Genomic DNA, 25,156 nt, shown 5'->3' with positions numbered 1-25,156 from the left:
CTTCTGATTCTATAGGGGAGCGACGACTGAATAACAAATTGATTTCCCTCAGGGGTTTGCATGCTTTGCATAGACGGCGTCTATCGATCTGCCGATGGCGGTGCAAGGGATTCATCGTAGGCTCTTGTGGGTCGGTCCGGCATGGTGTAGCCAGAGTCATACCTCTGGGGCAACACATGCACGCATCAGTTCAATCAAGTGACCGCAGTCCGCACGGCATCGCGCCCGTGCAGCAGGTCGCCCTGTGACCGCCCAGCCCGTGAACATGGGCGAGGGCCGGGTTCTCTCGGTCCTGCTCAGGCTTGGCGGCCCGGCCATGGTCTCCATGTTTTTCCAGAATCTCTACGCCCTGGCGGACGCGGTCTTCGTGTCCCGGCTGGGCACGGTGGAGCTGGCGGCCCTGTCTCTGTCCGTGCCCTTGTTCTATGTGGCCCTCTCCCTGTGCAAGGGGCTGGCCGTGGGGGCCACCGCGCTCATGAGCCATGCGCGCGGCGCGGGCGATCAGGGCGGGGCCCGCACCGTGGCCAGGGGTGCGCTACCGCTGGCCATGGCGGTCCTGCTGCCTTTCTGCCTGTTTGCGTTTTCAGCGGTCAACCAGCCGGTCTTTGACCTGTTCGGAGTGGGCAGCGATGTGCTGGCCCAGGTGGACGCCTATGTCTTCTGGCTGGCGTGGACCTTTCCGGTCATGGGTTTCACCATGCTCTGCGAGTCCGTCTTTCTCAGCCACGGCGACTCCAAGACGCCCATGAAGGCCATGATCGTGGGCAATGTCCTCAACATCGTGCTCGACCCCCTCTTCATCTTCACCTTCGGGATGGGCATTTCCGGCGCTTCGCTGGCCACGCTCATCGGCTGGGGCGTGGCCGGGGTCATCATGTTCACGGCATTGAGGCGGCGTGGGCTGGACAGCCCGACCCTGGCCCTGGAGCGCGAAAGCGTCGGGGCGTGGGGCGAAATGCTCAAGCTGGGCTTTCCGGTGGCCCTGTCCCTGCTGATCATCCCGGTTTCCGCAGCCGGGCTCAACTATGTGCTGGCTTCCTTCGGGCCCGCCTATGTGGGCGCGTGGACTCTGTCGTCGCGCATGGAGCAGATGCTGATCCTGCCCATCTACGGGCTGACCTGCGCCCTGATCCCTTTTGTGGGATACAACATGGGGCTGGGCAACGGCCAGCGCATCCGCGAGGCCACCCGGCTGTGCATCCGCGCCTGCTATCTGGTCCTGATCCCGGCCTCGGCGCTCATGGCGCTGTTCAGCAACTCCGTGTTCAGCCTCTTTGATCCGGGGCCGGAGGTGGCCGCGCTGGCCACCTATGCCTTTCGGGCCGCCCTGGTCGGGTTCGTGCTCGCGCCCATTGATTTCGTGGTTCTCGGGGTGGCCCAGGGGGCCAAGCGGCCCGCCTACTCGCTCTTTCTGGGCTTCATCCGGCTGCTGGCCCTTCGGATTCCCCTGGCATTTGTGTTCGGCCACTTCCTGGGCGGCACGGGGGTGTACCTGAGCCACCCGGCGTCCCTGATCGCCTCGGGACTGCTCAGCCTGTATCTGCTGCGCCGTCTGCTCGCCTACGTGGACGGGCAGATCGCCGCCAGGGCGGATCGGGTGATTGAGTGAGCCGGGGTCAGCCGGACAGAGTGGCCAGCCGCAGGAGCAGGTTGCCAGCCACCTCGCGCCGGTAGTCGGCTGAGGCGCGCAGATCGCTGATGGGGGAAACGGCCTGTCGGGCGGCCTGGGCCGCGGCGCGCAGCCCTGTCAGAGTCAGTCGCTTGCCCCTGAGGACGGCCTCCGCCTCCGGGCTTCTGACGATGGTCGGTCCCACGCTGCCCCAGGCAAAGCGGGCTTCCTTGACGATCCCGTTCTCCAGGGCCACCAGCGCGGCCAGACTGACCACGGCAATGGCCAGGGCTTGCCGCTGTCCCACCTTCTCGAAATGCTGGACGTTGAAACTCCGGGAGATGGGCACGATCACCCCGGTCAGCAGTTCGCCCGGCTCCAGGGCCGTGCGGCCCGGTCCGGCGATGAAGTGGGGGATGGGCAGGATGCGCGTTCCGCGCGGCGAGCGCAGTTCCACTGAGGCGTTGAGGACGTAGAGGGCGGGCAGGGTGTCTGCCGCCGGCGAGGCAGTGCAGAGGTTGCCGCCCAGGGTGGCCGAGTTGCGCACCAGCGGCGAGGCAAAGAGCGTGGTCGCGCGGTGGAGCAGGGGGAGCCGCGCGCGCACCGTGTCGCTGCGCAGCAGGTCGGTGATGGTGGTGGCCGCGCCTATGCGCACCGCCGGGCCTGACACGGTCTCCAGCGCCTCGATGCGTCGCAGTTCCGCCACCCGTTCCAGGCAAACGAGGGTCTCGGGCATCTGACCGCTGGCGCGCAGGCGCACGAGCAGGTCCGTGCCTCCGGCCATGATCCGGGCATCAGGCCGGGCGGCCAGCATATCCAGGACTTCGGCCATGTGTGTGGGCAGGTGCATTGGCATCAGCGTTTCTTCCGCATGGTTTCCGCCGCAGCCTCGATGGAGTCCACGATCTTGTGGTACCCGGTGCAGCGGCAGAGGTTGCCGGAGATGGCCTCGCGGATGGCGGACCGGTCCGGGTTGGGGTCGTTGCGCAGCAGCTCGGCGGCGGTCATGGCCATGCCGGGCGTGCAGTAGCCGCACTGCACCCCGCCGCGCTCGGCCAGGGCGGTCTGCACCGGGTGAAGGCTGCTTTGGTCCGCATGGTTTTTCTTCAACCCCTCGGCCCCGCCCAACCCTTCGCCCAATCCGTTCCCCAACCCTTCGGCGGTCGTCACCTCGCGGCCGTGGAGCTGGCCCGCCAGGGTCAGGCAGGAGAGCCGGGTCACGCCGTCGATCCATATGGCGCAGGCCCCGCATTCGCCGGTGCCGCACCCCTCCTTGGGGCCGGTCACGCCGCAATGCTCGCGCAGCAAGTCCAAAGCGCGCAGGGTGTCGTCCGCGTCGAGCCGCTGCTCAACGCCGTTGAGGGTGAAGACTATGGGCATGGAGTGGCCTCGTCTGCGATTCGGGGTTGGTCTGCCGATCCAAGGGCGGCCAGCACGCGCTCGGCGGTGAGCGGGGCGCGGGTCATGGGCAGCCCGGCCTGGAACAGGGCCGAGGCCACGGCCGGGAGCGGACCGTTGATGCCCACCTCGCCGATGCCCTTCATGCCGAACGGGCCGGTGTGCTCGATGGTTTCCACGGCGTGGGACTCGATGTCCGGCAGGTCCAGGGACGTGGGGATGACGTAGGTGCACAGATCCTTGGCAAGCAGCGCGGCCTTGTCGGTCAGGACATCCTCGGTCAGGGCGTAGCCCAGCCCCTGGGCCACGGCTCCCTGCACCTGCTGCTCGAAATTCTGCGGGTTGAGCACCCGGCCTCCGTCGGTGAAGGCCACGTAGTCGCGCACCGCCACCCTGCCGGTCAGCTCGTCCACCTCGACCCTGGCCAGATGGGCCGCATAGGGAAAGAGAAGGTGCGGGAAGCCGAGCCTGAACACCTCGCCGCCGCGCACTGTCTCGGGCGTGACCGGCATGAGATATTCGGACATGCTGATGCGGTCGTCCGGGTGCATCATGGCGGCCAGGGCGGCCAGGGGGACGTCGCGGGCCGTGGGCAGGTGGCGCACTCCGCCGGGGATCATGGCGAACCCGCAGCCGTCGTCCACGAAGAGCATGAGCGCTGCCCGGTTGAACAGCTTGTCGCGCAGGGCTTCGCACGCCTTGATCAGAGCCTTGCCGTAAGTGTATGTGGTCCGGCCCGCCGCCGACGAGCCCGACGGGTGGGTGCGGTCCGTGTCCGGCTGAACCAGCTCCATCACTGATTCGGGCTGGCAGAGGATCTCGCCCGCCACCTGGACAAAGGTGGATGCGTTGCCCTGGCCCATGTCGCTGACCCCGTTGTAGACGCGGATGCGGCCCGACCCGGTCAGGCGCACCTTGGCCACGGCGTAGTCGGCCAGCCCCCGGCCATAGCCCATGCCGTTGAAGACCGCGGCCACGCCCACGGCCCGGCGGGTGAAGGGGGGCGCGTCGGCCCGCCATGCGTCTCGGGTCTTCCAGTGCGGATGGTCGCGCAGGCGCAGCAGACATTCCTCCATGCCGGTGGAGGTGGTCATGGTCACGCCCGCGCAGTTGCGCTCGCCCCGTGTGATGGCGTTCCTGAGGCGGAAATCCAGCGGGTCCATGTCCAGGGCGCTCGCCAGCCGGTCCATCATGCCCTCAAAGGCAAAGCTGACCTGGGCCACGCCAAAGCCCCGAAAGGCCCCGGCCACGGGATTGTTGGTATAGACGCAGCGGCCTTTGGCTTCGAGATGGGGCAGCCGGTACGGCCCGCCCGCATGCTCCATGCCCAAGGCCATGATCTCCACGCCCAGGTGGGCGTAGGCCCCGGTGTCGTAGTCCAGCTCGCAGCGCACCGCGTGCAGGGAGCCGTCCCGCTTGGCCCCGGCAGTGAAGCGCATGCGCGCGGCGTGGCGTTTGTATCCGGCCAGCAGGCTCTCCTCGCGGCTCCACCACATCTTGACCGGGCGGCCCTTGGCGTGCAGGGCCGCCAGGGCCAGCAAACACTGCACCGTGGCCCCGTCCTTGCCGCCGAAGCCGCCGCCCAGATACGGGCCGGTGACGTGGATGCGCGAGGGATCAAGCCCTAGGGCGCGCGCGATCTCGAACCGGTCGCGGAACGGGGCCTGGGTGGACACGGTCAGGTGCAGGGTGCCGTCGGGGTCCATGCGGGCCACGCCGTTTTCGGTCTCAATGAAGGCGTGCTCCTGAGCCGGGGTGAAAAAAGTCTCCTCCACCACCACGTCGCACTCGGCCAGCCCGGTGGTCGCGTCGCCCTTGGCGATGGTGGCGGCCTCGAGCACGTTGCCGGTGTCCAGGCCGTGGAGGTTGGGCGCGTCCCCGGCCAGGGCCGCGTCCAGGGTGTCCACCACCGGGAGCGGGTCGATCTCCACCGTGATGGCCTTGAGCGCTTCGGCCAGGATACGGCGCGACACAGCCAGGACCAGGGCCACGGCGTCGCCCGCGTGGCGCACCCTGGTGCCGCAGAGCACGGGCATGTCCCAGTGGACGAACCCCTGGCGGTTGGTGCCGGGCACATCCTTGCGGGTCAGCACCGCGACCACGCCGTCCATGGCCTCGGCCTTGGCAGTGTCTATGCGGCGGAGGATGCCGTGGGGCACGCCCGCGCGCAGGGCGCCCGCCCAGAGCATGTCCGGCGGGTAGATGTCCGAAGCGAATTTTTCCGTGCCGCGCGCCTTGTCCAGGGCGTCGAAGCGGCGGGAGCGGCGGCCGATATCCTGCATGGGTGACGGGTTCCTCGCGAGTGTTCAGATGATGCGCCATTGTGCGGCAAAGGGACCAATGTGTCAACGCGCTGCCTCATTTGCGCCCGCCCTTTCGCTGTTGCCGCGGGTGTGCTATGCCAATGGCAAAACAGGAGGAAAGCCATGCGACAATTGGACAGGGGCATGAACCCCTACCTGGCCGGGGCGCTGGCCGGGCTGGTGCTGACGCTCTCGGTGCTCGTGGCCGGAAAGTATTTTGGGGCGTCCACCTCGTTTGTGCGCTCGGCTGGGCTGGTGGAGCAGATCGTGGCTCCGCAGCACGTCGAGAACACCGGGTATTTCATGAAATACCTGGCCAAGGAGCCGGGCATTGACTGGCAGTGGATGTTCGTGCTGGGCATCTTCTTCGGCTCGTTCTTTGCCGCCAATGCCACGGATTCCTTTCGCTGGACCGACCTGCCGGACACCTGGCGCGACCGGTTCGGACCGGGCCGGGGCAAGCGGTTCCTGATGGCCTTTGGCGGCGGGGCCGTGGCCTTGTTCGGGGCGCGCATGGCGGGCGGCTGCCCCAGCGGCCACGGCCTGTCGGGCGTGGCCCAGCTTTCGGTCAGCAGCCTGGTGGCCATGGTCTGCTTTTTTGCGGGCGGGCTGGTCATGGCCCGCATTCTCTATCCGGGGAGGCAGTCATGATGCTCATGTACGGGCTTTTCACCGGCGTGCTCTTCGGCTGGCTGATGCAGCGGGCCAGGGTGCTGCGCTACGACAGGCAGCTTGGCGCGTTGCGCCTCAAGGACATGACCATCCTCAAGTTCATGCTCTCGGCCATCCTGGTGGCCAGCGTGGGCGTGCATCTGCTGGCCGACCTGGGGCTGGCCACCCTCTCGGTCAAGGGGACCCAGCTCGGGGCGCAGGTCATTGGCGGCCTGCTGTTCGGCATCGGCTGGGCCATGCTCGGCTACTGCCCCGGCACATCCTGGGGCGCGTTGGGCGAGGGGCGTTTTGACGGGCTGTGGGGCATCCTGGGCGGCTGGCTCGGGGCCGCGCTCTACGCCGAGGCCTATCCGGCCATGGAGGCGAGCGTGCTCACCTGGGGCGATTTCGGCAAGCAGACCCTGCCCGGCCTGCTGGGCATCAACCACTGGCTGGTCATCGCTCTCCTGGTCCTGGGCTGCCTGCTGCTCTTCCGCCTTTTTGAGCGCAAGAGGCTCTGAGCCGGGGCCGGACAGCGCGGTCACGGGGCAGACATGGCAGAGGCATCAAGAAAGCGGTGGCTTTTTGCCTTGTTGCGCCGTAATCTCGCCGACACTATCGTTGCTGCGAGGGAGGGAGAACATGAGGCTTCTCAAGAAGCTCAAGGCGCTGCGTCTGCGCCTGCGCACCAAGTATGCCGTTTCCTGGTCCCTTGGTGTGGGATCGACCATCTTCGCCTGCGTGATCACGGCTGGGATCACCGGATACATGACCCTTGAGGGCTGGAGTTTCATCGACAGCTTCTACATGGTGGTCATCACCCTTTCCACTGTTGGCTACATGGAGGTCCAGCCGCTCTCGGACGCGGGCAGGCTGATGACGGCGGGCATCATTCTCGGCGGGGTGGGCAGCTTTGCCTATCTCATGGGCACCATGTCCCAGGTGATCATCGAGGGTCGCCTGCAACACATCTGGGGGAAACGCAGAGTGAACAAGCTCATCAAGGGGTTGCGCGGCCACTTCATCATTTGCGGCTATGGCCGCATCGGCAGCGTGGTCGTCGAGGAGATCGAGAAGGAAGGCCATCCCATGGTGGTCATCGAAAAGGACCCGGAAGCGCTCATGATCCTGGAGAGCAAGGGTATACTGTTCATCAGCGGCGACGCGACCCTGGACGAGGTGCTGCTCTCGGCCGGGCTGGAACACGCGCGCTGCCTGATCACGGCCCTGAGCCAGGACGCGGCCAACGTCTTTGTCACCCTCACGGCGCGCCAGCTCAATCCCCAATTGACTATCGTGGCCCGCACCGACACCGAGTCGCACATCCCGCGCCTCAAGCGGGCCGGGGCCGACCGGGTGGTCATGCCCTACAACATCGGCGGGTTGCGCATGGCCCAGAGCGTGCTGCGGCCCACAGTGACCAACCTGCTCGATCTGGCCGGGCGGGGCGACATCGACCTGCAGATGGAAGAGCTGCTGGTCAGCTCCGAGTCCGGGCTGGTGGACAAGCTGGTCAAGGATTCAGGCATCCGGGCCAATTTCGAGGTGATCATCGTCTGCATCAAGACCCCTGATGGGCAGATGGTCTTCAACCCCGGCCCCAACACGGTCATCAGGGCGGGCGACCTGCTCATCGCCCTGGGCAAGCCTGAGAACATGCCGCGGCTTCAGGCCGTGTGCCAGCCGGAGGTGTGACCCGCATGGCTGGACCTTTTGCCCCTCCCACCAGGGAGAAGGACGGAGAACGATGAACCCATTTGCCCTGCTCAGCATCTTTCAGCGGGTCCGGGCGCAGGCGCGGGTCTGCCCGGTCTGCAAGCATCGGCAGGTGGTTTCTGGCGACAGGCAGGGGGAGCCGGTGCGCTGCGACAAGTGCGGTGCGACCATTCCCCCGCAGCCCAAGACAACCTGAGCGCCGCCCGGCCAGCCCGGCCATGCGGCCTCGCAACACGTCACGGAGAACGGCGATGGTCAGAGTCCTGCCCCTTCTGGTGTCCCTGTGCCTGCTTCTGCTTCCGGCAACAGCCCTGGCCCAGCGTTCCCTGGGTCAGACCCTGTATGTCCCCTGCTACTCGCACATCTACCACGGCCCCAAAAACCGCTCCCTGGACCTGACCGTGACCTTGAGCGTGCGCAACATCGATCCCAAGCTGCCCCTGACCCTGACAGCGGTGGACTACTACGACACCGAGGGCAGCCTGATCCGGCATGAACTGTCCAAGCCGCAGATCCTGGCGCCGCTCATGACCCTGGAATTCATGGTCCACCAGCGCGACAGCAAGGGCGGGTCGGGCGCCAACTTCCTCGTCAGATGGGAGGCGGCCAAGCCGGTCAACGCCCCGCTGGTGGAGGCCGTGATGATCAGCACCGAGTCGGGCCTGGGGGTCTCCTTCACCAGCGGCGCGCGTGTGCTTGAGGACTAGAGGGGTTTCGACGGCGGCCCTGGTTGGCACTGTTTTTCAGAGGATGTGGCGGCGATGCCTGAGCTGGCGAGTGTCTCCATAGCGTTGATCCTGGTTGCCGGGATACTTTGCCAGTGGCTGGCCTGGCGGCTGAAGCTGCCCGCCATCATTTTCCTGCTCGCCTGCGGCATCCTGGCCGGCCCGGTCCTGGGCTGGGTGAATCCCGACCGGCTGATGGGCAGCCTGCTCTTCCCCTTTGTCTCCCTGTCCGTTGCGGTCATCCTGTTCGAGGGCAGCCTGACCCTCAAGCTGCGCGACATCCCCGGCCTGGAGCGGATGATCCGCAACATGATCACCCTGGGCGTGCTGATCACCTGGGTCATCGTGGCCGTGGCTGTCCGCCTGCTGCTCGATTTCTCCTGGGAGATCGCCTGGTTGTTCGGGGCCATCATGGTGGTCACCGGGCCGACCGTGATCATGCCCATGCTGCGCGCGGTCCGGCCCAGGGAAAGCATTGCCCAGGTGCTGCAATGGGAGAGCATCCTCATCGACCCCATCGGCGCCATCCTGGCGGTGCTGGTATTCCAGTTCATCGTGGCCGGGGGCGTGCAGGGCGGCATGGCCGCCGGGGGGCTGGCCTTTGGCCGGATACTGCTCATCGGCGTGGTCTTTGGCATCGGGGCGGGACATCTGCTCGGCCTGCTGCTCAGGAAATACTGGGTTCCGCAGTACCTGCAAAGCGTCATCGCCCTGGCCATGGTCTGCGGCATTTTTGCCCTGTCCAACCTGATGGAGAGTGAATCCGGGCTGCTCTCGGTCACGGTCATGGGGCTGTGGCTGACGAACATGAAGGGCGTGGACCTGGACGACATCCTGCACTTCAAGGAGAGCCTGAGCCTGCTGCTCATCTCCGTGCTCTTCATCGTCCTGGCCGCGCGCATGGATCTGGCGGGCTTCGTGGCGCTGGGCTGGCCCGCTCTGGGCGTGTTCGCGGCCATCCAGTTCCTGGCCCGGCCCTTGAGCGTGCAGGCGTGCGCCCTGGGGTCCAGGCTGAGCATGCCCGAACGGCACCTGCTCTGCTGGATCGCGCCGCGCGGCATCGTGGCCGCGGCCATCACGGCCATCTTCGCCATCAAGCTGGAGGCTCTCGGCCATGCGGACGCGCACCATCTGGTGCCGCTGACATTCACGGTCATCATCGGGACCGTCCTGCTCCAGAGCACCACGGCCCGGTTCATCGCCAAAAAGCTCGATGTGGCCGAGCCCGAGCCCAGGGGCTTCCTCCTGGTCGGGGCCAACACGGTGGCCCAGGCCATCGGAGAGGCGCTGATGGAGAACGGCTGCAAGGTGCTGCTCGCGGACCAGAACTGGTCGCTGATCCGGGACGCCAAGCTCAAGGGGCTGCCCGCCTACTGGGGCAACCCGGTTTCAGAGCACGCGGAGCGGCATCTGAATCTGGTGGGCATCGGCCATCTGCTGGCCCTCTCGGCAAACATCGAACTGAACGCCCTGGCCACCCAATACTACCGGCAGGCGCTCGAACCCAGGCGCATCTTCAGCATCCGCGTTCGGCCCAGGCAGGAGGGCCGGGACGCGGCCAAGACGGCCTTCCGGTACGGGGGCCGGGTGCTCTTCGACAACGAGATCACCCACCGTGATCTGGAGCGGCGGCTGCGCGAGGGGGCGGACATCAGGCGGACCTCCCTGACCGAGGAATTCTCCTTCAAGGACTACCTGGACGACCAGAGCATGCGCCGCCTGCCCCTTTTCGCCATCGACGACGCAGACGGTATCCACGTCCTCACCCCGGACGCGGACTTCACCCCCAAGGCCGGTTGGTCCATCCTGGCCCTTTCCTGGGAGACCGCCCAGCCGGAGGAGGCGGAACTTGACCCGGAAGATTGAAATCACAAAAGAGTGTCATGCAACAAAAGCCGGGGTACGGCATTCAGCGTAACCAGGAGTATTTACTCGGCTTCCCTAAGGGGGTTTGAACCCCTGTTGCCTGTGTGATTTCAGTCGGTTGCAAACAACACCAATGCCACGAAAGGCACGTTTGACACGCATGGATCCACAGACAGCCACGGGGAAAGGGGCGTACTCACCCGGTGCAATGCCGGGAGCGGCGGCGGAATTACGCCGCTTGACGAGACACACCTGAAATCCTAACATCTAAGAACTTATAATGACATCACACCATAGAACACGAAAAGAATGTCTTGCATGGTTTGAGGCGCATCCGAAAGCGATTGCCCCAAGGCAGGATGTGGTGGTGGATCGGTTCAAGCCCGAGGACGCCGAGGGTGTCGCACGTCTGTATCATGCTGTCTACGGAGACGCTTTCCCCATAGAGTATGTTTATGATCCTGCACGTATTCAGGAGGCCAACCTGGGGCCGGATCTGCATCAGATTGTCGCCCGGACCCAAGCCGGTGACGTGGTCGGACTCTCGGCTCTGTTCCGGGTCGCGCCCGGCAAGGGCATCCTTGAATCCGGCGCCCTGATGATCCTGCCGGAATACCGTCTGGGGACCTTGATTTTTCGTCTCATTGACCTGACGCAGAAGATGGCCGAGGACGAATTGCAACTGAACGCCGTCTTCGGGCAAAGCGTCACTGACCACCTGACGACGCAGAAGATCAATCGCACGTATGGATTTCAGCCGTTCGCCTTTGAGATCGAGAGCATGCCGCCACGTCCGGATGGTGACGGGGCCAGGATTTCCCTTCTCGACGAATTTCGGGTGCTCAGGGACAGTCCGCATGATGTCTACCTCCCGCACGCCTATGCCTCGTTCCTGAGGGATATCTACGCGGAGAGGGGGCTTGAGCGGAGCTTTCGGGCCGGAACAGGGCAGAGGGGCGAGACCGTGTGGGAGACGCAGTCAATGGGCGCTGCCTCACTGGCAAAAGTGATGGTGACAGAAGTCGGGGCGGATTTTCCAAAGGTCTTGCAGGGGTTGGAAACAGCCCACCCTGGTTGTCATGCGTACCAGTTGCAGCTCCCGCTGTGGCACCCCGGTCTTCCTTGGGCCGTCGAGGAGGCGAGGGAGCGGGGGTACTGCCTTGGCGGGCTCCTGCCGCTCTGGGCGGATCGGGATGTTCTGCTGATGCAGAAAGTCGCGGGGGAGCCTGATTTCACCGTGCCCCGCATCCTGACCGAGCAGGCAAAGGCGCTGGTGGCCTGCATCAGGGCGGACAGGGAAAGTCTGAAATAAACAAGGGCCGGTTTCCCGGCCCCTGTTCCCCTATCTCTTGTTGATGCAGTTCTCGAAATCTTCGAGGGTTTTGAGTTCGCATGCATCCTTGTCGCCGATCTCGATGTTCAGCTTCTCCTTGATGGTCAGCAGGATTGCCGGGTAGTCCACCGAATCGAGACCCTGTTTGGTCAGGGGGGTGCCGGGCTTGAGGCCGTCCACAACGGATTTTTCGATTCCAGAGTCCAAAAACATCTGCAGCAACTGTGCGCGGGTGATACTCATTTCACAACTCCTCGGTTTGGTTATTCTGTATCGCTATACTTTCAGCTTGTGCCGTTGAATCTTGCCTGTCGCCGTCCTCGGCAGGGCGTTCGTGAACACGATCTGCACCGGGCACATGTGTCGAGGCAGCCGCTTCTTCGCGAATCGGATCAACTCGCCGGACGACGGAGGCTGTTGACTGCCGGACAGTACCACAAATGCGCACGGATAGGCCATACCCCTGACGTGGCACGGGGCCACGGCGCACGCCTGTATTGCGGGGTGCCGCATAAGGCACTCTTCCACTTGCAGAGGCGCCACCCATTGCCCGCCTGAGCGAAAGAGATCGTCTGTTCGCCCGACAAGGACAAGCTCTCCGTTCTTTCTGATGCAAAGGTCGCCCGTTTCAAGCCAGCCGTCGGCGAGCATGGTTGCTGTGCTTTGTTCGGGCCGGTTCCAGTATGCCCGGGCTATCCCCGGACCTCGCACTTGCAGTGCGCCGTGTGTTCCTTTGCCAGTCTCGTCGCCAGTCTTGTTGCCGGCAGTGTCCACTGTCCTGATCGCAAAGCCCTCTACCGGACGGCCAAGGGTGCCGGGGGTGTCTCGTCCAGGTTGCGTTGCCATGAACGAGGTCAGGGTCTCTGTGGAGCCGAGGAGCTCGGTGATGGCAAGGCCGGTTCTTTGCGCCCAGGCTTCATGCAGCGGGGGCGGCAGAGCCTCGCCGGAGGAAATGCAGATGCGCATGAAAGAAAGGTCGGTGTGTGTGTCCAGTGTGCGCAGGAGCATGTCGTACACTGCGGGCACTGCGAAAAAAACGGTTGGCCTGCGTCTCAGGATGAGCTGCGGCAGCAGCGCCGCATCAGGTGGCTCCGGGTGCAGGATGATGGTTGCGCCGCCCGCCAACCCCAGGCAGAGCTGGGCCATGAGGCCGTAGGAGAAAGAGAGTTTGCTCGCGCTCAGCAGGATGTCGCTCGAGACATCGCCGAAGACCGCAGGCCCCAGCGTCGCGGCTGGGACCAATAGGTCGGCGTGGCTATGCGGCACTCCTTTGGGACGGCCCGTGGAGCCCGAAGTGTAGAGCAGGCAGGCAAGGTCATCAGGGCTTGGTTCATAGGGAGTGTGCGAGGGCTCAGACAGGGCGTGATCAAGGGAGATGTCCAGGTCGCACTGGATTTCATCTGTGTCGCGAGTCCGTGCAGTGGCATCGTCCGTGACCAGGAGCTTTGCACCGGAATCGTTCAGAATGAATGTTTTGTCCTCGTCCCGGAGAGCCATGCCGATGGGGACCGGGACCGCTCCCAGCAGCAACGCGCCGAAGAATGCCGTGACGAAAGCAGGGCTGTCGGGCAGGAGGAGTGCGACCCTGTCCGACGGCTTGATGCCTCGCGCCTGCAGCAGGGTTGCAAAGGCACGGGCATTCCGGTTGAGGTCGGCATATGGTGTCACCCTGTCGCGGAAAACAAGTGCTGTTTTTTCTGGAAACCGGTCACTGGTGTGCCCGAGCATTCTCGCGGCGGCGTTGTTCGTCATGGCGCCCTATTGCGTGCTCGTTTCAAGAAGCCGCTTGGCGGAAAAGGGCTTTTTGATGAAGGAGAACTTGGCGGTCAGGTCGATGATGCGCTGGATGTCGCTGTCTTCGATGGATTGGGCGAAATAGGGGAGTGTGATCGACTGTGCCAGCTCAAGGCTCAGTTTTGTGTGTCGCGTGAGCATCTCTCTCGCCTTGGCCGGGTTTGTCTCGATGAACTCCGAGGCTTTGAGCACCGCGCGCCTGAATCCTTCGGCGATCACGGGATGCTCTTGCATCCATGTCCGCTTGGCGAACCATGCTGCGATGAGGAACCGGTCGCCGTATGATTTGAGCGCAGCTGGTTCCAGAATGCGCGCGCCGCTGGATTTGCCAAGTGTGACGAATGGTTCAAGGGTGAGTACTGCGTCAACAGCACCGCTTTCAAGCGCCCCGAGCATCTGAGGGAAGGGAACCTCGACAAGTTTGATGGTCGAGCTGTCCATGCCGTTTTCTTCTGCCAGGGCTGTAATGGCGATCTCGTTGATGTTGCCGAGAGCGTTGATGGCGACGGTCTTGCCCTTCAGGTCGGTAAAGCGTGTGATGGTCGAGCCTTTTGCGACCAGCAGGCTGTGTTCGCGATGGCTTTCCGTTTCAAAGGCACCGGGTGCCAGTATGGCGAAGTCGAACTCCCGGTCTTCGGCCATGACCAGGGACACCGTATTGGACCAGCCTGCGTCGAGTTCACCGGCCTCCACGGCCATGGCAATGAGCGAGCCTCCCTTGAGCGGAGTCTTCTCGACAGTGATGCCCTCCTCTGCAAAATAGCCCATTTCCTCGGCAACATAGAGTTGGAGGCAGTCCCCGACCGGGATGAAGCCCACGCGGATGGTTTCCGCATTGGCCGGGATGGTCAGGGCGATCATCATGATCACCATGAAGAGCGCGGTCAGCAAGCGTGTGAACATTTCAGCTCCGATCTTTTGTCGTATTTCTGTGGTTGGTCGCCGGAAACGGAGGGCAGTCTCTGCCAGAGAATCGTTTCCAGCCTGAGTACCAGACAAGGCAGGCTGATTCAACGCAATTCAGGATTACGGCGAGCACGCCCCCTCCCACTGCCGTGGCAAAGGTCGCCGCGTACATCTGGGGGATATCGAATGAGCGCTGACTTTTCATGAGGAAATGGCCGATGCCGTCTGTTCCGCCGATCATCTCCGCAAGGATGGCGACGATGAAGGCGATGGGAACCGCGCTCTTCAAACCCGAAAAAATGCCGGGAGCTGCTGCCGGAACGACGACCTCGAAAAGCATGGTGCGGTTGCCGGTTCGCAGTGTCCTGGCAGTGTCGATGAACATCAAGGGTATCGCTCTGACGCCGTCCATGGTGTTGAGCAGGAGAGGAAAGGCGGCAGCGAAGAAGACCGCGAAGATTTTCATGGAATTCCCAATGCCAAGGAGGAGCATGGCAGGCAGGATGACCAGTGCCGGAGGCAGGGAGCGAAGGCTCTCCACCGTGGGCGAGATGAGCAGCCAGAGGCGTTGCGACCGTCCGGCCCAGATGCCGAGGGGCACCATGACAACCGATGCCGCGATGAGTCCCGCGAGCATGCGGAGCAATGTCTGCGCAAGCACTTGTGGGAGCGTGCCCGACACGGTGAGGTCGATCAGGTGCGAGAGAATCAAAGACAGGGGGGGAAACAGGCGGGGCGACACGATCTGCAGTGTGGACAGCAGTTCCCAGGCGGCTGCAATCGCGACACAGAACATGATGCCATGCCAATTGATGCGTCTCATGTCCGCCCGTCTCATGTTCGTTTGCTCCACTGGGGGCCATAGTTTCGCAGGAGTGCGAATTCTGTCCATCTGAATGCCTGATTGAGCATCAGGCCAGTCATGGCTGCCGCAGCAATCGTCGCGTAGAGGAGCGCATTGTGCCCGGAAAGCGCCGCCGTGGTGGCAAGCGCGCCGATGCCGGTTTTCGGGATGACCATCTCCACTGAGACCTCGACGGCGAATGCGATGCCGAGCCCGATGCGAAGTCCGGTCATTGCCATCGGAAGGGCGGCCTGGAGAATCACGCTCTGGAAAAGGCGTCGCCGGGTGATGCCGATGGTGAAAGCCGTATCGAACAACAGGGGGTTGATTCCCTTTACGCCGTCATGGGTGTTGATGAATATCGGCCATGCGCAGGCAAAGGCGGCGATGGTCACGTTGAGGGAGTCGCCCATTCCGACAAACACGATGGCTATGGGGATCAACGCGATGGAAGGGAGTGGGCGGAGCCCTTCGATGCACGGGCCGGTCGTGTTGCGTAGCGTGGGAAAGACGCCGTGGCACAGCCCAAGGGTGAGGCCTGCTGCTGCGCCTATGGCAAAGGCGATCATGGTCTGGCGTACCGTCTTGAAGATCGCGTTGATGAAAAGGCGTGGGTCATCTGTCAGTGCCAGCAAGACGTCGCCGGGGGATGGGATTTGGCCTCTGGCAAGCACGTTGGATGCTGTTCCGGCCCACCACACAAGGATGAGCATGGCTGCAAAGGCATAGCCGCCACAGCGCGGGGACAGACTCATGCGCATTGGCTGGTCCCGCTCACAAGGAGGCCGTGAATGGTTGTGCGAAGATCGGAAAAGAGCGGGTTGGCCCGTGTCTCCAGCTGGTGCCTGGGGCGCGCCAGCGTGTTTTCGACAGTGCGTTGGACCGTGGTCGGACTCCCGCCGAGGACCAGGATGCTGTCTGACAGGTAGATGGCCTCATCCACGTCATGGGTGACGAAGACAACGGTTCGCTCTCCATCTGCCCATATTCGCAGCAGCAGGTCTTCCAGGTCGGCCCGGGTCTGGGCGTCGAGGGATGCAAAGGGCTCATCCATGAGCAGACATTCGGCACCGGAGGCCAGAGCGCGCGCTATGGCCAGTCGCTGCTGCATGCCGCCTGAGAGCTCCCACGGGTGGTGCCTGCTGTGGCTGGCGAGGCCGACCGATGCGAGATGGCCCATGGCGGTGGCGATTTTTTGCTGTTTTGTTGCCGTGCTCCTGTTCATGCCGAAGAGCACGTTGCCCAGCACGGTTTTCCAGGGAAAGAGCGAGTTGCCATAGTCCTGGAAGACCATGGTCACTCCCTGGCTCGGGCTGGTGATTTGCGTGTTGTTGAAACGAATGGAACCAGAGGATGGCTGATCCAATCCGGCCATGCAGCGAAGCAGGGATGTCTTTCCGCATCCCGATGGTCCGACAATGGAAAGGAAATGTCCCTGAGGGACATCAAAGTTGACGTCCTCCATTATAAAAGATGTCCTGTTATTCTTGATGAAGGCTATCTGCATGGATCGGATTGAAAACATGAATGTTGCGCCTTGGGGTGCCTGTGCGATGCAGTTTCAATTGTCATGTCCTGTTGAGGTGCGCCACGAATACCATGAAATACGACCCGATGAAAGATGTGGCCCCGAAGCCAGTCAGGTTTTCCCCCCTGAAATGGGTGTGCCGACTGCGCGATCCGTTCGGGGTCAGGCTCGGGAGTTGAACGGCATCCGTCATTTGGCGGCCAGGATCGGCATCAGTCCCCGGCATAGATGGGGAAACCGGATAATCCGGGAAACATCTTCTCTCTGTGATTCCAGGTGAATATAATCGATGGCAACGCCTGTGACACGCATGGGGGCGCGGACAAACCACGGGGAGTTTGGCATATGCGCCCGTTGAAGCGGCAACCCGGTCTGTGACTTGTCATTCGCGCTTCGACATCGTCGGGCTGGTTCGGCCTTCAAATTGTTATCACAGCTCAGCCGTACTCAGCGCCAAGAGGGTGAGGCGCATTGAGCCTTTGAATGGACATGCTTGAAATAAATACATGAACGGTATACCAGAAGAGTGGTGAGTGGTGGTCAGACCCGTTCTCAAAGAGCATGCAGACAACCCGGACATGGATGAGCGGACGCAAGCCATGGATATGCAAACCAGGCAGAAAAGTATTTATGCGGCGCTCCTTGTCCTTTCAGCGGCGGGCATGTTTTTTTTGTACCCTTTGGTCAATCGGCCGCTGGTGCTTTTGCACCGGGCACAAACCCTGGCGAGCGAGGGGCGCGTTTCCGAGTCTGACGCGCTGATTGTTCGGGCCGTGAAAGAAGGTGCGCGCAGCGTCGATGCCGTACTTCGGGCAGCGCAAATCTTGCTGGAAACCGGAGAGGGCCGACAGGCTTTCTCCCTGATGGACCAAACCCTCTCGGAAACACGTTCAACCCGGTCCGGGCTGGCCGGGCAAATGGCCGGCCTCATGGATGCCTACGGGTACGAGGACGAGGCTCTGGCCCTCCTGTTGCGGACCGACCCTGAAGGCCGCAGTCGGGGCGAGAGGATGTATCTGGCCGACCTTTTTCGCCGTCAAGAGCGCTATGGCGAGGCTCTGGTCGAATACGACAGGCTTCTTGCGGAAGACCCGACGAATGCCGAGGCAGCCCTGGGCAGAATTGAAACCCTGGCCTGGGCCGGAGAGGTGGAAACCGCCCTGCCGCTGGCCCGCGAACTGGTCCGCGCCCGGCCTGAAGATCGGGCGGCCCGCCTGACCCTGGCCCGCATTCTGAGCTGGAGCGGTCGGATGGATGAGGCAGAAAGCGAATACCGGCGGCTGCTGGGGGAGGAACAGTGATCAGATTTTTTGCCGTTGCCCTCGTTCTCGTCTTGCTTTTCCCTTGTGACAACACCTTTGCCCAGGTCAATACTCCCGTGCCGACATCCGACAGGCCCATGGCAAGCCAGGATGTCCCGGACTGGCAGGCCCGGCTTGAACTGGGCGACCTGCTTTCGGGCGCGGGCCGCTTCGGCGAGGCTGAGGTCCAGTATCGGAAAGTGTTGGAGCAGCAACCGGAAAACGAGGTTGCGCGTGTCGGTCTGGCCAGGGTTCTGGCCTGGACCGGGAAGGGTGAGGAGGCCATCCGCCTTTTCACGGCACTCCCTGATTCGGCCATCACCTCGGACGACAGAATGCTCATTGCCGATCAAGCCATTGGCCTCCGCCAATACGATATGGCCATCCGGCAACTCCTGACCGTCTTGAAGGACAATCCCGACAATGACGACGCCCGGCTGAAGCTGGCCGAGGTCTATTCGTGGAGCGGCAGGCTGGACGATTCTTTCGGGCAATATGAACGACTGCTGAAACGTCATCCCGAAGACGTGCAGATCAGGCGAAAATATGCCCAGGCGCTGTCCTGGGCTGGGCGGAACGAGGATGCCATCCGAGAGCTTAAACGCACGCTGGATTAGCCTGGGCAAAGGGCTTGGTGACTGGCGGCTCCTGTCACTGGTGGTGACGCTTGCGGCCTCACTCTGGTGTCTTGCGCCGTCAAGGGCGCAGGCCGGCAGCCTCGTTCCTCCAAAAGACGCCATCTCCGATCACCAGGCCCGGCATCTGCTGGCCCGCCTCTATTCCTACTCGGAGTCCACCCTGTCCCAGGCCGAAGCCGAGTACCGCCGCCTCATCGCCATGACTCCCGCAAACGGGGAACTCTCTCTGGAGCTGGCCGAGGTGCTTCTGCGCCTGGGCCGCGAGGACGAGGCGCAAAAACTCTACCACACCCTGGATCAGAACGACCCTCGCGTTGCGGGCGGACTTGGAGACGCTTTCTTTGCTTCCGGGCGCATGGCCGAGGCTGCGACAGCCTACCAGCGCGCACGCGATGCCGGGTCGCAACGGCCAGACCTTAGCCTGCGGCTGGCCCAGGCCATGGCCTGGTCGGGACAGGCTGAGCGCGCCGCGCCGTTGCTGGCTGAGTTGCACGCCGCGCATCCGGCGGATGTGGAGATTGCCCTGCTGTATTCGCGCGCCCTGGCCCAGGCGGGGGACACCCGACGTGCCCGCGCCGTGCTTGACCAGTTGGCGGCTGCGGCCCCGGATAACGCCACTCTCCTTTTTGAACTGGCCGACCTGGAGGCTGCATTGGGCCACGCCAGCGCGGCGCGAAAGTACGCCATGCAGGCGGTGAAAGCGGACGATACGCGGCAGGCGCGGCTGCGGCTGGCGCAGGTCATGACGCTTTGGGGAGCCTTTCAGCAATCCGTGGCCATCCGGCGGGAGCATGTGGCAACCCAGGGACCGGAGCCGCAGGTGGCCCTTGCCCTTGCCGAGACGTTGGCCAGCGCACAGCGATACGAGGAAGCCGAAGGGGTGCTGCGCGTTGAGCTGATGGAGAACCCTGATGACACGCAGGCACGGCTGGCCCTGGCCCGAGTCAAGTTGCAGGAAAAGAACGGGGAGGCGGCTCTGGCTGTGCTGGCCCCACTCACCAAGACAGGAAGCGACCCAAGGGTGGAAGCACTGCGCGCCCAGGCTCTGACCTTGCTTGGAAGATACGCCGAGGCGGTCGCCATTTGGAGACGGCTGGCCCATGACGATCCGGCCATGCTGGTGGAACTGGGCAGGGCTCTTGAGCGGGCAGGGGACGAGCTGGCCGCCAAAGACGTCTTTGACCGCGCCTATGGTCTGGACCCGGATTTTCCCCCCGCCCATTATTACGCGGTCATGTGCCGACCCGACTGCGATCCGGCGGCCTTGAGCCGTGAACTGGTCCACACTGAAAAGGACGCTGCCGATCTCACCCTGTGGGCCGATCTGTTTTCGCGCGATGGACACCATGCGGAGGCCATAGCCTGTCTTGAAGCCGCGCTCGGGCATGATCCCCAGTTTTTCCCCGCGCATATGGCGCTGGCTGAAAATCTGGCCTATGCCCGACGCTTTGATGAATCCCTTAACCGGCTCGACGGGTTGGCAACCGATTTCCCCGACAGCTCCAAGGTTTTGCTCACCCGTGCCAGGGTGCTGGCCTGGGCCAAGCGCTACGACGAGGCCATTGCTGCTTTCGAGGCCCTGCACGCCGCCGACCCCGCCGACCCTGTGCCGCTGCGGGAGATGGCGCGGGCCGCCTTCTGGGACAAGCGCGGCCAACACGCCGCGGAAATTTTTGACCGCATGCTCGAACCGCCGGTGGACGAACTGCTGGCGGAACGGCTTGAAGAAGAACTCGACGCGAACCGGGGCGACGCCCAGCTTGCGGGAGCCGCGGCCATTGCGCGTCGAAGCGCCCATGGGGGCACCATTTTCCAGGCCTATGCCGATCTGTCCGAAACCGAGGTCGCCCGGACGCATCCCATGGCGTTTGCGGAACTTCTGCCCCTGTACCGCATCCAGCATGCGACGGCTCTGGAGCGACGGGCCAAGATGGCGGCGTTCAACCGGCGGTTTGCCCCGGCCATGAACGATCTGACCGCTTTGACCGATCTGCGGCCCGACAATCAGGAGGCGTGGTTCGATCTTGCCCAGACCCAGTGTGCCCTGGGATTGTGCGAAGAAGAGGCCGCCACCTATGAGCGGCTTCTGGAGATCGACCCCCAGCACTCATTGGCCGGGCAGGCACTTGAAAGAAACAAGCGGCGCAGCGCTCCCTGGCTCCGGGCCGGGGTGAACCTCTGGGAAGAAAAAGGACGCGGCAACCTCGCCAACATGGTCCGGCTGCGCAACGACCTGCAGGTCTCCCTGCCGGTGCAGTGCGGATTGCGCGTCGACGCGACCGCCCACCGCTGGCAGGAGATGCCGCAAGGCCCAAGCACGCAGTATCACGCCTTGGGCGGGACACTCGGCTTTTCCGGGGTTTTCAACGAATGGTTCAGCGGTCAGGCGGCATGGACGGCCAAGCGCTTTGGCACCGCCGACCCCAAGGATACCGATCAATACCGCACACGGTTGGAGCTGAACCTGCACGACGCGGCCCGGCTGGGCTTCGGCTATGAGCGTGTGGACGAGGTGGCGAACCGTTTCGCCCTGCTCAAGGGGACGCAGTCGGACCACTTTCTTGTCGATGCGCGCGTCCCTGTCGGACGACGATTGGATGTGGAGGCCAGCGCCCGACACATCGAGTACAGCGACAACAACTCAGGCGAGGCGGCCCATCTCTCACTGGGATACGCGCTGACCGATCACCCCAGGATGTTCAAGGTCATCCTGCGCGGAGACTATCGTCACACGCGGCTCCGCAGCCAGGAGATCGACACTGCCGGGACGGTGACCGACATCATCCACCCCTACTGGACGCCGCAGGGGTATCTGGCGGGCTCGGCCACACTTGAGTGGTACGCGGATCTCGCCGAGGATTTTTTCTGCGGGGCGAAGCAACATTTCGTGGATGTCAGACTCACGGGCGCAACGGGCTCGGACGCCAACAATTCCATCCAGCTGGAAGCGGAGTGGGTGTTGGATATTACCGACCACTGGGGCATCGAGGCGCGTGGCCTGATGCACCGCTCGCCGGAATGGGATGCCAACGGATTCTGGACCGGAGTTCGCTATGGATTCTAAGGCGGCACCGGGCGCAAGACCAAAAGGGGTGATGGCCACCACCTCCTTCTCCCTGCTGCTGGGGGCGGCCATGATCTGCATCTTCCTGTATCTCATGGTGCGGACATCCCTCTTCATCATCGCCGACTACCACTGGACCGAAAAGGGGCTGGCCCTGGCCCTGCTCATGGCCGAAACCTTCACCATGCTCCACGCCTTCGGCTATTTCCTGAACATATTCCATGTGCTGCACAGCCCCAAGCAGGGACGGCGCATCTCAATGGACCGCGTCCCGCCCCTGCGCAGCTATCCGCCGGTCGCCATCATCGTCGCGTCCTACCACGAGCCGCTTGCGGTGATCGAGGATACCCTGACCTGTTTCTACAATCTGAACTACCCAAACAAACACATCTATTTCCTGGACGACACCCGCTACGACAAACCCGGTCCGGATCTGGCCGACTATCGCGTCCGGGTCGACGCGCTGTGCGAGCGCATCGGCGTCAACCTGTTCCGCCGCCCCTGGCGCGGAGCCAAGGCCGGAATGATCAACGATTTCCTTCACTACCTGCATGGCGACCCGCCGGAAGGGTTCACGCTGACCAGCTTTGAGGACGAGCCCTCGGCGCAGGATGAGAAGTACATTATCGTATTCGACGCAGACATGAATCCGCTGCCCGATTTCGTGGAACCGCTGGTGGCCTTCATGGAGGACAACCCTGCCCTGGCCTTCATCCAGACCCCGCAATACTACACCAACTTCGAGTTCAACCGGGTGGCCCGCGCCGCCGGACTCCAGCAAGCCGTATTCTATGAGTATATCTGTGAGGGCAAGAGCCTGCAGGACGCCATGTTCTGCTGCGGCACCAACGTCATCTTCAACCGGCAGGCGCTGTGGGACGTGGGCGGATTCGAGGAATCCAGCGTCACCGAGGATTTTGCCACCTCCCTCAAGTTCCACGAGCAGGGATGGTCCTCAGCCTATCTCAACAAGGTCTGTGCCTTTGGCATGGGGCCTGAGGACCTGGGCGGATACTTCAAACAACAATTCCGCTGGGCGCTCGGCACGGTGGGGTTGTTTCGCACCATCGTGGGGGCGTTCTTCCGCAACCCACGGCGCATGAGTGCGGCCAAGTGGTGGGAGTATTTCCTCTCGGGCACGCACTATTTCGTGGGCTGGGTGCTCTTCGTCATGATGCTCTGCCCGGTGTTGTTCCTTTTCTTCAGTGTGCCCAGCTACTTTGCCAAGCCAGAGATATACTTTCTTTTCTTCGTGCCCTACATCCTGCTCACCCTGTCGCTGTTCCTGTTTTCCATGAGCCAGCGACGCTACTCGTTCAGGGAGTTGGCCCAGGGCATCCTGCTTCAGGCTTTGTGTTTTCCCGTGTACATGAAGGCGTCCCTGCTTGGCATACTCGGCTTTCGCGGCACGTTTGGCATCACGCCCAAGGCTGGTGCGGTTTCGCTGCCTCTGCACGCCCTCTGGATACAGGTTGTTCTGGCCGTGGCCTGCTTCTCCGCCACATGGTGGGGCGGCCTGCGGTTCTGGTACGAGGGTGAAACGCCCTTGGCCCTGCTCACCAATGCCGCCTGGTGTTTCTACCACTTCCTGATCCTCTCCTCGATTTTCTGGTTTAACTACCCGGAGGAGAAACAGCCATGACCCTGATTCTCCGGCTCCATACCCGAGCCCGCATCCGGACCGTGGCAGCCCTGCTGGCGGCCCTTGTCGCGCTCGCAGGCTGTGATGCGCCCCCTCCTCCGGGGTTTGGCCTGGCTCTGCATGGCGAGCCTTCACCCGAAGCCATAGACAATGCGTACAAGACTCTCGGCTGGCCCATTACCCTGGTCGTCTTCTTCGTGCATTGGCCCGGCGACAGACAGCCTGAGTTCCCCGATGAAGGAATCCGGGCGATCCGGGACGCCGGAGCTGTACCGGTCATCACCTGGGAACCCATGACGGTTGAAGCCGGAAAGGAAACCGCTGTTGCCGCCAGCGAGATTCTTGACGGCCATTGGAATGACTACATCGACGCCTTTGCCGTGTCGGCGCGGAAGAGCGGCGGGCGCATCATCCTGCGTTTTGCCCATGAGATGAACCTGAGCCGCTACCACTGGGGTGGCGGCAGGAGCGAATACGGGCCGGAAAGCCCTGGCCGATACCGCGCCATGTTCCGCCACATACGCGACCGATTTCGTCTTCATGGGGCGGACAACGTGCTCTTCGCGTTTTGTCCCAATGCCGAATCCCTGCCGCACCCCGTGCGCGACGGCGCGGACTGGAACACAGCCAGCGCCTACTATCCGGGCGACGATGCCGTGGACGTGCTGGGCATGGACGGTTACAACTGGGGCACGACCTTTACCGTGCAGGAGCATGGCTGGGACAGCCGATTCACCTCCTTTGCCGAGATATTCTCCCCGCTGCACGAGGAACTGCGCGCCCTGGCCCCGCACAAGCCGGTGGTGGTCTTCGAGACCGCCAGCGTTGCCCAGGGCGGCGACAAGACCACCTGGATCAAAGACGCCGTGCATGCGTCCCGCCGCTGGGGGTTGGCCGGACTGTGCTGGTTCAATGCAGACAAGGAGCACGACTGGCGGCTGGAGAGCGGCATCACTCCGGCCAAGTTGCGCCCCCTGGCCGGGATGGTTGCACCCCGCTCTGATGCGCTTGCCCTGCCTGTCGGGAAGGAGCGGCCATGACCCAGCCGTCCGATTTCCGGCGGTTCAAGCGGCTCGACATCGCCTCGGTGGTGCTCCCCTTCATTGGGCAGCGCACAAACGATTTTCAGCCATTCCAATATATGCTTATGGATGTGAGTCAGGGCGGAGTGGGCATTTCCATACCCCGTTGGCTGGCCAGCCGCGAGCGGCTGCATATGGACAACGAGATCAACCTGCATGTCCCTTTTTCCATGGACGGAACCACCCTGACCATTGGCTCGGTGGTCCGTGAGCAGTGGCACGCTGATGACGAAGAGCAGAGAATCGGCCTCCAGCTGACGCGTGGTGCGCCGGACAAATACGGCGTGTTCTTTGAAATAGATAGTCGTGAAATCGCCATTGACCTTGGCGGGATGAGAACCCTGGAGAACATCCTGCTGCGCGTGGTCAAGGACTCCGTGCTGCTCAAGCGCGGCGTCCTCATCTACCTGCGTCACCTCTCGGCGTACTTCTCGCGTCTGGGCGAGTACACGCCAGAAGAATACCATGCCTTTCGAGAGACAGTCCTCGGCGACATCGACCAGCGTGTGCGGGAAAACATGCGTTATCTCGAATCGCTCCAGCAGGCATGCCTTGATCGGCCCAAGGCCGGATTCGAAACCCTTGATCTTGAGGAACTCCGCCGGGCCATGGAGCCGGAGTTGTACCTGGACCTGTTCCGCACGGCGCTGGGCGACGATACTGCCGCTTTGTATCTGCGCGCCATAAAGGATTTGGAAGGCAGGCTCTTCTCCAACTACAACACCATGGTCATGCTCTACATAGGCACGCTGTAGG

Annotated in this window: 23 protein-coding genes; 14 read left to right on the top strand and 9 right to left on the bottom strand. The window is 63.2% G+C overall.

Features of this window, described 5'->3' with window-relative positions; genetic code table 11:
- The first annotated feature begins 244 nt into the window (after positions 1-244).
- Complete coding sequence (locus DAES_RS16280) at positions 245-1,609, top strand: MATE family efflux transporter (protein WP_013516136.1); 1,365 nt, start codon at positions 245-247, stop codon at positions 1,607-1,609.
- A 7-nt stretch (positions 1,610-1,616) separates the two neighbouring features.
- On the opposite strand, the gene DAES_RS16275 is transcribed toward DAES_RS16280, so the two are convergent.
- Genes DAES_RS16275 through DAES_RS16265 form a run of 3 tightly spaced genes read right to left on the bottom strand, consistent with a single transcriptional unit; the run spans position 1,617 to position 5,289 of the window.
- Positions 1,617-2,465, bottom strand: a complete 849-nt coding sequence (locus tag DAES_RS16275; protein WP_013516135.1) for an FAD binding domain-containing protein — start codon at positions 2,463-2,465, stop codon at positions 1,617-1,619.
- Positions 2,465-2,989 carry a (2Fe-2S)-binding protein gene (locus tag DAES_RS16270; protein WP_013516134.1) on the bottom strand — a complete coding sequence of 175 codons (525 nt, stop codon included), beginning with the start codon at positions 2,987-2,989 and terminating at the stop codon, positions 2,465-2,467. Before DAES_RS16270 ends, DAES_RS16275 begins: the two co-directional genes overlap by 1 nt.
- Positions 2,980-5,289: a xanthine dehydrogenase family protein molybdopterin-binding subunit gene (locus DAES_RS16265; protein ID WP_013516133.1), complete on the bottom strand. Its 2,310-nt coding sequence runs from the start codon at positions 5,287-5,289 to the stop codon at positions 2,980-2,982. The genes DAES_RS16270 and DAES_RS16265 overlap by 10 nt, the downstream gene beginning before the upstream one ends.
- Positions 5,290-5,433: 144 nt before the next feature.
- On the opposite strand from DAES_RS16265, the gene DAES_RS16260 reads away from it, so the two are divergent.
- From DAES_RS16260 to DAES_RS16235, 7 genes are all read left to right on the top strand, one after another.
- Positions 5,434-5,961 carry a YeeE/YedE thiosulfate transporter family protein gene (locus DAES_RS16260; protein ID WP_013516132.1) on the top strand — a complete coding sequence of 176 codons (528 nt, stop codon included), beginning with the start codon at positions 5,434-5,436 and terminating at the stop codon, positions 5,959-5,961.
- Positions 5,958-6,482 (top strand): YeeE/YedE thiosulfate transporter family protein, encoded by a 525-nt coding sequence (locus DAES_RS16255; RefSeq protein ID WP_013516131.1) that lies wholly within the window; start codon positions 5,958-5,960, stop codon positions 6,480-6,482. The genes DAES_RS16260 and DAES_RS16255 overlap by 4 nt, the downstream gene beginning before the upstream one ends.
- A gap of 121 nt (positions 6,483-6,603) precedes the next feature.
- Positions 6,604-7,656 carry a potassium channel family protein gene (locus DAES_RS16250; RefSeq protein WP_013516130.1) on the top strand — a complete coding sequence of 351 codons (1,053 nt, stop codon included), beginning with the start codon at positions 6,604-6,606 and terminating at the stop codon, positions 7,654-7,656.
- A 52-nt stretch (positions 7,657-7,708) separates the two neighbouring features.
- Positions 7,709-7,873, top strand: a complete 165-nt coding sequence (locus DAES_RS17730; RefSeq protein ID WP_013516129.1) for a hypothetical protein — start codon at positions 7,709-7,711, stop codon at positions 7,871-7,873.
- Between the two features lie 55 nt (positions 7,874-7,928).
- Positions 7,929-8,384 carry a DUF3124 domain-containing protein gene (locus tag DAES_RS16245; protein WP_013516128.1) on the top strand — a complete coding sequence of 152 codons (456 nt, stop codon included), beginning with the start codon at positions 7,929-7,931 and terminating at the stop codon, positions 8,382-8,384.
- 54 nt (positions 8,385-8,438) lie between these two features.
- Positions 8,439-10,268, top strand: a complete 1,830-nt coding sequence (locus DAES_RS16240; protein WP_013516127.1) for a cation:proton antiporter — start codon at positions 8,439-8,441, stop codon at positions 10,266-10,268.
- A gap of 367 nt (positions 10,269-10,635) precedes the next feature.
- Positions 10,636-11,580 (top strand): GNAT family N-acetyltransferase, encoded by a 945-nt coding sequence (locus DAES_RS16235; protein WP_236608429.1) that lies wholly within the window; start codon positions 10,636-10,638, stop codon positions 11,578-11,580.
- Between the two features lie 30 nt (positions 11,581-11,610).
- Here DAES_RS16235 and DAES_RS16230 read toward each other — a convergent pair whose 3' ends face one another.
- The 6 genes from DAES_RS16230 to DAES_RS16205 are packed head-to-tail and all read right to left on the bottom strand — an operon-like array spanning position 11,611 to position 16,610.
- Positions 11,611-11,844 carry a phosphopantetheine-binding protein gene (locus tag DAES_RS16230; RefSeq protein ID WP_013516125.1) on the bottom strand — a complete coding sequence of 78 codons (234 nt, stop codon included), beginning with the start codon at positions 11,842-11,844 and terminating at the stop codon, positions 11,611-11,613.
- A gap of 33 nt (positions 11,845-11,877) precedes the next feature.
- Positions 11,878-13,353, bottom strand: a complete 1,476-nt coding sequence (locus tag DAES_RS16225; protein WP_013516124.1) for a class I adenylate-forming enzyme family protein — start codon at positions 13,351-13,353, stop codon at positions 11,878-11,880.
- 6 nt (positions 13,354-13,359) lie between these two features.
- Positions 13,360-14,298, bottom strand: coding sequence for an ABC transporter substrate-binding protein (locus DAES_RS16220; RefSeq protein WP_013516123.1), 939 nt, complete (start codon positions 14,296-14,298; stop codon positions 13,360-13,362).
- A gap of 1 nt (position 14,299) precedes the next feature.
- Positions 14,300-15,124 carry an ABC transporter permease gene (locus tag DAES_RS16215; RefSeq protein ID WP_157864886.1) on the bottom strand — a complete coding sequence of 275 codons (825 nt, stop codon included), beginning with the start codon at positions 15,122-15,124 and terminating at the stop codon, positions 14,300-14,302.
- Positions 15,125-15,135: 11 nt separating this feature from the next.
- On the bottom strand, positions 15,136-15,906 hold the full coding sequence (locus DAES_RS16210; protein WP_013516121.1) for an ABC transporter permease: 771 nt from the start codon (positions 15,904-15,906) through the stop codon (positions 15,136-15,138).
- A complete protein-coding gene (locus tag DAES_RS16205) occupies positions 15,897-16,610 on the bottom strand; it encodes an ABC transporter ATP-binding protein (protein WP_236608428.1) in 714 nt (237 codons plus the stop codon). The genes DAES_RS16210 and DAES_RS16205 overlap by 10 nt, the downstream gene beginning before the upstream one ends.
- Before the next feature lie 596 nt (positions 16,611-17,206).
- Between DAES_RS16205 and DAES_RS16200 the strand changes: the two genes are divergently transcribed.
- From DAES_RS16200 to DAES_RS16175, 6 genes are read left to right on the top strand one after another with little or no spacing between them, the layout of a single operon-like run.
- The gene (locus tag DAES_RS16200) at positions 17,207-17,974 is read left to right on the top strand and encodes a tetratricopeptide repeat protein (protein WP_041271482.1); all 768 of its coding nucleotides are present in this window, start codon (positions 17,207-17,209) and stop codon (positions 17,972-17,974) included.
- A complete protein-coding gene (locus DAES_RS16195; RefSeq protein ID WP_013516118.1) occupies positions 17,971-18,591 on the top strand; it encodes a tetratricopeptide repeat protein in 621 nt (206 codons plus the stop codon). The genes DAES_RS16200 and DAES_RS16195 overlap by 4 nt, the downstream gene beginning before the upstream one ends.
- Positions 18,557-21,676, top strand: a complete 3,120-nt coding sequence (locus DAES_RS16190) for a tetratricopeptide repeat protein (protein ID WP_013516117.1) — start codon at positions 18,557-18,559, stop codon at positions 21,674-21,676. The genes DAES_RS16195 and DAES_RS16190 overlap by 35 nt, the downstream gene beginning before the upstream one ends.
- Entirely contained in the window at positions 21,666-23,318 is a 1,653-nt protein-coding gene (locus DAES_RS16185) for a glycosyltransferase family 2 protein (protein WP_013516116.1), read from the top strand. Before DAES_RS16190 ends, DAES_RS16185 begins: the two co-directional genes overlap by 11 nt.
- The gene (locus tag DAES_RS16180; RefSeq protein ID WP_013516115.1) at positions 23,315-24,358 is read left to right on the top strand and encodes a glycoside hydrolase family 26 protein; all 1,044 of its coding nucleotides are present in this window, start codon (positions 23,315-23,317) and stop codon (positions 24,356-24,358) included. Before DAES_RS16185 ends, DAES_RS16180 begins: the two co-directional genes overlap by 4 nt.
- Positions 24,355-25,155, top strand: coding sequence for a PilZ domain-containing protein (locus tag DAES_RS16175; protein WP_013516114.1), 801 nt, complete (start codon positions 24,355-24,357; stop codon positions 25,153-25,155). The genes DAES_RS16180 and DAES_RS16175 overlap by 4 nt, the downstream gene beginning before the upstream one ends.
- Position 25,156 lies beyond the last annotated feature (1 nt).

Source organism: Pseudodesulfovibrio aespoeensis Aspo-2 (assembly GCF_000176915.2).
In the GTDB taxonomy this organism is placed as follows: domain Bacteria; phylum Desulfobacterota; class Desulfovibrionia; order Desulfovibrionales; family Desulfovibrionaceae; genus Pseudodesulfovibrio; species Pseudodesulfovibrio aespoeensis.
This window is presented reverse-complemented; position numbering and strand designations above follow the sequence as displayed.